We start from the raw sequence: 7,841 nt of genomic DNA, 5'->3' as shown, positions 1-7,841 counted from the left end.
CNAANNNNTNNNGNNNNCNCNTTNNNNGNNANNTNCTGGATTCCATGGCCAGCAGCAGGTAAATAAAAAAAATAACAGCGGCAAAGGCCTGGATTTGATAACTGTGAATGGTCTCCTTGAGCACGAACCATGACAGAATCATGGTGACGCCGGGCCAGGGAGTGGTAATGGCACTGGCCACAGACACGCTGATTTGCCTGATGGCATAAAACCAGATTACAAGCTCCAGATAATAAAACAATCCCATGCCCATGGCATAGGGAACGAGCGAAGGAGCGAAAAGATCTGCCATGCGGCCTGGTGCCACGACAAGAAGCAGTCCTCCCAGAAACAGTGTGGATAAGATTACCCTGAAAAATGTGACCTGAGCCGGGGTAATGGGGCAGGTTTTAAGTTCTTCTCTGATGAGTACATGGGCTATGCTCCACAATACAGGCACGCACAGGGCCACCAGAATCCAGCCGGACAGACCGTAAAGCCGCCAGGTACCCCCGGTGCCAAGATAATACAGTGCCGCAACCAGGCCTGATGTGGCCAGGATTTCTTTAACGGATTTTTTTTGTTTCAATATCACCATCTCCGTGAGAATGGCAAAAAGCGGATAGGACTGGATGGCAATGGCGGCGTTGGCAGTGCCGGCCTGATTCAAGGAGAGCACATAACACCAGGTGGCAAGTCCGAACATGATTCCGGTGATCACCGAAATGTACCAGGCCCTCTTTTTCACGGCTGCCGGCAGGCTGGGGTCCAATATCCCCTTTTCCCCCTGCCTGAGCTGTACATAAAACAATGGCAGAGCAAATATCGTCTGCCATACTGACAGAAAAAACGAAAATCCGAGTGCATCTGAATCCTGGGGCCGGCTGTTGGAAAGTACAGGCATGGCGCCAAGGATCAAAAGACAGATAAAAGGAAGATGAAACCGGGGACGGGTATTGTGAGACATGATCTAAACACCTTTCTATAAAATCAATTGATATTATTGCATCAGTTTAATAATATTAATTGCTATGATATTGCATCTAAATCAAGAAGGATATTGCACTGATGGCAATTTGGACACCAGATCTGACAGGCAGAACAGGGCCCAAGTACCGTAAGCTTGCCGATGCCATTGCCGATGCCGTGGCCAAAGGAGAGCTTCGCCCGGGGACCTGTTTGCCGCCCCATCGCATCCTGGCCTATGAGATCAGCATGTCAGCCAATACCACCAGCCGGGCCTATGCCGAGTGTGTGAAAACAGGGCTGCTTTGCGCAGAGACCGGACGGGGCACATTTGTCCGGATTAATCCCCGGGGACAGGCTCAAGGCACGCCTGCAGATTTATACAGGCCGGTTGCCGGTCCCATAGATTTTTCCAGTAACCTGCCTTTTCCCGGGTCTTCGGGACGTTACCTGGCCCACACCCTTGGGGAACTTAGTCGTTCCCGTGATTTGCAGGCCTTTATGGATTATCAGAAAAAGCCCGGCCTTGCCCACCATTTGGCCGCAGGAACGGACTGGCTGGCCGGTATGGGTGTTCCTGCCACTGCCGGCCGGACCATCGTTACCTGCGGTGCCCAGCACGGCATTATGGCTGCATTGATGGCGGCCACCCGTCCTGGAGATCTGCTGCTCACCGAAGCCCTGACTTATGCCCCGGTCATGGCCATGGCATCCCGTATGGACCTGAAAATTCGTCCCATTGCCATGGATGAAAATGGTATTCTCCCGGATGCCCTGGCCTCTGTCTGCCGCAGTCATCCGGTCAAAGCCGTTTATTTAACGCCCACCATTCAAACCCCAACCACAGCAACGTTGGACTCTGAACGTCGCAAGGCAGTGGCCGGAATGGCAAAAACCTATGATTTTATCCTGATTGAAGATGATGTCTACGGTCCCTTGCGGCCTGATGTAAAGACGCCCATTGCAGCTTTTTCGCCGGAACATACCGTTTATATCTCAAGTACGTCTAAGTGCCTGGCCCCCGGGTTGAGGGTAGCGTTTCTGTACGCGCCCGAGAAGCTTGTTCCGCAACTTTCCAGGGCGATACAGTTAAGCTGCTGGATGCCACCGCCCCTGATGGTGGAGATTGTAAGTCAATGGTTGGCGGACGGAACCGCAGAAAAGCTTAAAACACTTCAATACCAGGAGGCGGCCCATCGCCAATCAATGGCCGGTGAAATTTTTTCGGGACAGGCCTTTAGGGCCGATCCTTGCGGATTCCACGTATGGCTGCCCCTGCCGTCTCCATGGGAAACCCATGATTTCTGCCGGGCGGCTGCTGATCAAGGGATAAAACTTGCCCCTGGTTCTTTGTTTGCCACAGACGGCCGGAATGATCCGGGTGCCGTGCGCATCAGCCTAAGCCATGAACCTGACCGTGAACGGGTCCGGCAGGGGGTTAAGACCCTGGCGGCACTTTTGCAGTTGCAAAGTCCGCAAGACGGGTGGGTGATCTAAGGTAAAGGTCACCAATAAACAAAACCCCAAAAGCGTGATCGTAACCATCAATGACACAGGCTCATTTGTAAAGGGACGTATCATTGATCTGAGCAAGTCTGCCTTCAGCCGTATCGGCAATACAAGGGACGGGATCATTGATGTGGAAATTCAAATTATTGATCAAAACGATCTTGGTCTGAATGATTTTGATCGGCCGCCGCATTTTTAAAAATACATTTCCAGAGGCTGTCCCTTTGCCGTGAAAACCTGACCGCGTCTGCCCGGCTTATCCCGATATCTTTCAGTAAATAATCATCCATTTCAAGGAGCAGACAGCTATGTTTTTTCAACATTTCCCAACGCCTGTACCCCTGCCATACCTGCCTGATAAATTTTCGGATCCGGTAATAGAAACTCTCCTTTGAGCAGAACGACACCTCATGCCCTGTTTGGCCGACACTCATAATCTCCTCCGTTGAATTGTTTTGATACATGTGTTGTTTTGTATAAGAAATAATCATTGATCAATCAAATGAATTCTTTTAATATCTAACATCAAAAATCTTTATATAAGGAGAGGTCACATGCCGGATTCAATTCCCATAGAACTGCTGAGAACATTTATCGCTATTGCCGACACAGGAAGTTTCAGCCTGGCAGCCGATCAGATTTCCAGAACCCAATCGGCCGTGAGCATGCAAATCAAACGGCTCGAAGAACTGCTTGAAAAATCTTTGATTCACAGGGACAGCCGAAATCTTAAATTGACCGGTGACGGAGTCACTCTTCTTCACTTTGCGCGGCGAATTTTGAAACTGAACGAAGAGGCCTTGTCATTGTTGAAGAGGCCTGAGCTAAAGGGGTGGGTCAGTATTGGACTGCCGGACGATTATGCGGCCCGGTTTTTGCCTGAAATCCTGGCTAATTTCTCCCGAACCCACCCCAGGGTTCAGGTAAAAGTCACCTGCGATCCCAGCAACATACTTCTGGAAAGGATACAAAGAAAAAATCTGGATCTGGCCATTGTCACCGCCCCCACACCCGAAGTCGAGAACGGCATCCTGCTCAGGCAGGATCCATTAGTCTGGGTGACCTCGGAACGGCATTGCCAGCATGAAATCACACCGCTGCCCCTGGCGCTTTTCTCTGGTGACTGTTACTGCAGAAAGTGGGCTATCTACGCCTTGGAAAGGGCTGGGGTTGAGCACAGGATCGCCTATACCAGTCCGAGCATCATGGGCCTGCAGGCAGCTGTTACCGCAGGACTTGCCGTCACCGCCATCAGTCAGAGTATCGTTTGGCCTGGGATACGCCAGCTAAGCCCCGAACAGGGATTCCCCTCTCTGCCCAATGCATCTCTCCTGCTCCGCCGCAATCCGGAATCCAATAACTGTATTGTGGATTCATTGGCCGACCATATCTGCAAAGCGTTCAGCACCTGTTCCGAATTCGGGTTAAATCATTCCCTTTGATTTTCCGCGCTCCCATCGTTCTCCCGCTGTGCGAATACCTCTTTGGCTGCAAACAATCCGTTCAATGCGGCGGGAAAGCCTGCATATACAGAGGCAGACGTATAATAAATTTAGCTCCTGCTCCCGGACTGGATTCGATTGTCATTTCCCCGTTATGATTTTCGGTGATAATGAAATAGGAGACACTGAGTCCCAGCCCGGTTCCCACCCCTGTGGGTTTGGTGGTGAAAAAGGGATCAAAAATATGCTTACGGATTTCTTCATCCATTCCAGGTCCGTTGTCCTCTATCTCAATGCAGGCCATATCCCGAACCTTATCCACATAGGTCCGGACAATGAATTTGGGTTCCGGGGTCCCTGCATCCTGCATGGCCTGGGCCCCGTTGGTCAGGATATTCAAGACCACCTGCTGGATTTTGCTGACCTGACAGGGAACGGCAGGCAGATCGTCATCATATTCCCGGATTATTTCAATTCGTTTAAAGTCATACTCTTTTTTCAAGTCGTAATCGGTAGCCGCCAGTTCAATGGTTTTATCCAGGATTTTGTCAAGATAATGGGCAGATACGGACGCATCTTCTTTCCGGGCAAAACTGAGCATATTGTTCACAATCTGAGACACCCGCTGTCCGGAAGAGGTGATGGCTTCAACCATCCTCGGGATTCCCCTGTCTGTCATGAATTGTTCAATTGACGCCATGGTAATGCCGGCGGTTTTCGCGGCTTTCTCGTTGGCAGGGATGTTGGCATCGACCTTAAGCCGCTCTGCCATGACCTGGGCGGTCTGCATCATGCCGGCAAGGGGATTGTTGATTTCGTGGGCCATGCCTGCGGCAAGCCCCCCAACGGAGAGCATTTTCTCGCTCTGGATCATCATTTCTTCCATTCGCACCAGCTCTGTCACATTATCCACCCTGATTACAGCGCCTTCCACTCCGTTGGCCACCAGGGGGAAAATGGTGATATCTTCGTAGCAAACGTCTTGCCCCACCTTATGTGGGACTTTGGGAGATTTGATCACCCGGCGCTCCCGGATAGACGTCTGAATGCTTTCCATCTCGTCGGCCAGACGGGGGAACACCTTGGCCAGGGGTTGGGCCTGAACTTCCCCGAAACTCAGGCCGGTTACCTGCTCTGCCTGGCGGTTCCACTGGTTTACCCGGCCCTCTTTGTCCACCGCGACAATCACGGACGGCATGGAATTAATGATATTGGAGAGGTAGTTCCGTAATTTGCGCAGTTCTTCTTCGTCCTGCTTGTGTTGGGAAATAAATCGGGCCTGTTGAACATTTTGGTATGCCGAAAGCGAGAGCTGCTGGGTCACCGCGAAGAGTACGTTCGCCGCTCTCTCGAACTGCGCCTCGGACATTATGGGGACCTGGAGGTAAGCCGCGCGGAAATCGGTTTCGTCTACACCGATTTCCTGGGCATAGGCCATGATTTTTTTCTCATTCAGGGTTTCGTTACGGACTTGACCGATCAGCCAGTTGGCAATATGGCGCCCACCGACGGAAATACTGGCGCCTGCGTTCCACAGGCCGGCACTCAGACAAGCCATGATATTGGGGCCGTCGGGATTATGGCGTCCGATTATTGAATCGGAGTAATTGCATTTTTTGCAACCTTTTTTTGTTTTTCGAATAATTTTTTCACAAAGGTCCGTAAAGTTGCTCGGCTGGGTTATCGGTGTGCCGTCAGGATGGGTAATAAGAGCGGCAACGCCGAAAGCCTTGGCATACAGATCCTGAAGCTGTTGTATATCAGTCAGATTAAACAGGTCTTCAAAGGCAATATCTGTGACATCTCCAAGCGGCTGGGTCAGGGCCAAGATACGATTTTCAAGGGCTCCGGCCATCCGTTTGCGTTCGGTGATGTCCTGAACAAAGGCAACATGAATTTTCCGGTCTTCGAATCGAACCATCTTCTCCACGACCTGGATCGGAAAAATTTCACCGTTCCTGCGCTGGTGCGCGGCTTCGACCGTTCTGGCGCCAACCGCCTCCAATATGGCAACACCCTCGGCCCAATTCGTTGGATCAAACCCGGGAGCAAAATCGAAAACCATCATTTGACGCAGCTCTTCCTGCGTGTAGCCGAGACTTATACAACCCTCTTTGTTGACATCAAGAATCTCGCCGTTAGCCCCCATTCTCCAGATGCCGATGGGGGCGTTGTCGAAAATGAACTGTGTGAGGCGCAGGGATTCTTCCATTTGCTTGCGCGCGGTGATGTCATGGACAAAGGCAACGGCATATTGTCGCCCCCTGTATTCTATAATATTGCTGTTCACCTCGACTAAAATCATGGCACCATCTTTCCTGATGTGCGTCCTTTCCAGGTTTCGCATGCCCTGAGCAGTCAATTTACGCCAATTGGAAGTCCAGTTTTCGTGAGCAACCCGAGGATCAATGTCGGACATGGACAGTGCCATTAACTCCTTTGGGGTATAGCCGAGAATTTGCGCAGCTTTTTGATTGGCCTCCAGGATACTGCCATCCGAAGCGATGCGATAAATTCCGATATTGGCGTGATCAAAAATAAATCGGGAAAGATGGAGGGACTCCTCTGTCTTTTTCAACTCGGTGATATCGACATGCAGGCCGACAAATCGCAAGGGGTTCCCCTGGTCATCCCTGGAGACAATCTTTCCCTTCCCCAGTATCCACATATAAGTCCCGTCCTTACGCAGAAACCTAAACTCCACCTTAAAGGTAGGCAGTTTCCCTGCCAGATAGGAGTCAATGGCCGATTTACTTTGCTCGATATCCTCGGCATGAATACGCTTTTCAAATTCACCAAAAGTTGCCGGAAATTCATTGGGTTCATATCCTGCCATCGTGTAATAGCGGTCATCAAAGTACACGGTGTCTTTTTGGAGATACCAGTCCCAGATGCCTTCGTTAGCGCCAGACAAGGCCATGCCTAACCGCTCCCGGCTCCGGAGCAGTTCCTCCTCCACTTCCTTTCGCCGAACGATCTCTTTCTGGAGTCGCTCTTGGTTCTCCTGTAACGCCACCTCAAAAGCAATCTCATTTTTCTCTCGGTTGAGCAGGAGGCCCACCACCAGAATCCCGAAAAATATGGCCATGCCGTAAGGTAAGGCCACGGCTTTCATCAAAGTCCACCCCGTATGGAAATCCTTGACAAAAAGGAACCCCGGCAGGATGACCAGGGTTGCAAAAAATGAACTGGTAAAGGCTTTCCGCCCTGAAGAAAAGCTTCCGGGAAAACGGTTCAGCACGATTCCGGATATTGCTGCCAAAGATACGCCGATAACTCCGGCCAATGTTCCTTCTCCGCCAAGATGAATGCGGAAGGCACCGGCCAAAAATGCGCTGACCACAGCGGAAACAGGTCCTCCGAATGCCCCGCTCAGGGCGATGATTGCATTCCTCTGATCAACGATAACGCCTTCAAAAACCGGGATGTTGGCAAACATGCAGCAAACAGCAAACAGACCAAAGGAAAGGCCCATAGATATCTGGCGCCTGAACCGGACGGATTTGCTGAAATTACGGAGCAGATACCCGTATACTGTTGCCAGGGCAATAAATATAGCCAGATTATTGAACAGAATAAAAAACAACTCAACGCCACGTAGCATTAATCCTCACTTTTTATAGATATAGCGATATTGAAATTTAACACAATTTCAACGCTGCATTCAATATACCAGTGCTGACGCATAAATAATAAAAGGTCGGCCGAAGTTGTTCCGCCCACTCCTTTTTGGGAAAATTCCGCCTTTCCTTCTTTCAGAAGGCATCGGAAAGGTAGTTCTTCCTACACAAACCATGGCCTGTACCGAAGATTTTCATTCCGTCCGGGCATAGTTCTCCCCCATTCCAGGCTTGAAACTGTTTCGATTACCTGTCCGTGGTTGCCGTCTCACACTAATCGGAGTTGAAAGGGGGCGGACAGACGCTCTTTCAGCCATGGATAATC

4 protein-coding genes and 2 pseudogenes (1 of these 6 running past the window's edge) are annotated in these 7,841 nt (G+C 50.7%); 3 read left to right on the top strand and 3 right to left on the bottom strand.

The window, feature by feature from the left end:
* Positions 1-946: pseudogene (locus B147_RS27280) on the bottom strand (DMT family transporter) (it extends 53 nt beyond the left edge of the window).
* A gap of 101 nt (positions 947-1,047) precedes the next feature.
* On the opposite strand from B147_RS27280, the gene B147_RS0103275 reads away from it, so the two are divergent.
* Together B147_RS0103275 and B147_RS30910 are read left to right on the top strand one after the other, a co-directional pair.
* On the top strand, positions 1,048-2,442 hold the full coding sequence (locus B147_RS0103275; RefSeq protein WP_020585821.1) for an aminotransferase-like domain-containing protein: 1,395 nt from the start codon (positions 1,048-1,050) through the stop codon (positions 2,440-2,442).
* 13 nt (positions 2,443-2,455) lie between these two features.
* Positions 2,456-2,653 (top strand): annotated as a pseudogene (locus B147_RS30910) (septal ring lytic transglycosylase RlpA family protein); the annotation flags it as partial.
* Here the strand turns inward: B147_RS30910 and B147_RS27275 are convergent.
* Positions 2,598-2,888, bottom strand: a complete 291-nt coding sequence (locus B147_RS27275) for a DUF1127 domain-containing protein (RefSeq protein WP_020585820.1) — start codon at positions 2,886-2,888, stop codon at positions 2,598-2,600. The pseudogene B147_RS30910 and the gene B147_RS27275 sit on opposite strands and share 56 nt — an antisense overlap.
* A 120-nt stretch (positions 2,889-3,008) precedes the next feature.
* Here B147_RS27275 and B147_RS0103265 point away from each other — a divergent pair, with 120 nt between their 5' ends.
* Complete coding sequence (locus B147_RS0103265) at positions 3,009-3,896, top strand: LysR substrate-binding domain-containing protein (RefSeq protein ID WP_020585819.1); 888 nt, start codon at positions 3,009-3,011, stop codon at positions 3,894-3,896.
* Between the two features lie 61 nt (positions 3,897-3,957).
* Here B147_RS0103265 and B147_RS29960 read toward each other — a convergent pair whose 3' ends face one another.
* Positions 3,958-7,500, bottom strand: a complete 3,543-nt coding sequence (locus B147_RS29960) for a PAS domain S-box protein (protein WP_020585818.1) — start codon at positions 7,498-7,500, stop codon at positions 3,958-3,960.
* Between the last annotated feature and the right edge of the window lie 341 nt (positions 7,501-7,841).

Source organism: Desulfobacter curvatus DSM 3379 (genome assembly GCF_000373985.1).
Taxonomy (GTDB): Bacteria; Desulfobacterota; Desulfobacteria; order Desulfobacterales; family Desulfobacteraceae; genus Desulfobacter; species Desulfobacter curvatus.
This window is presented reverse-complemented; position numbering and strand designations above follow the sequence as displayed.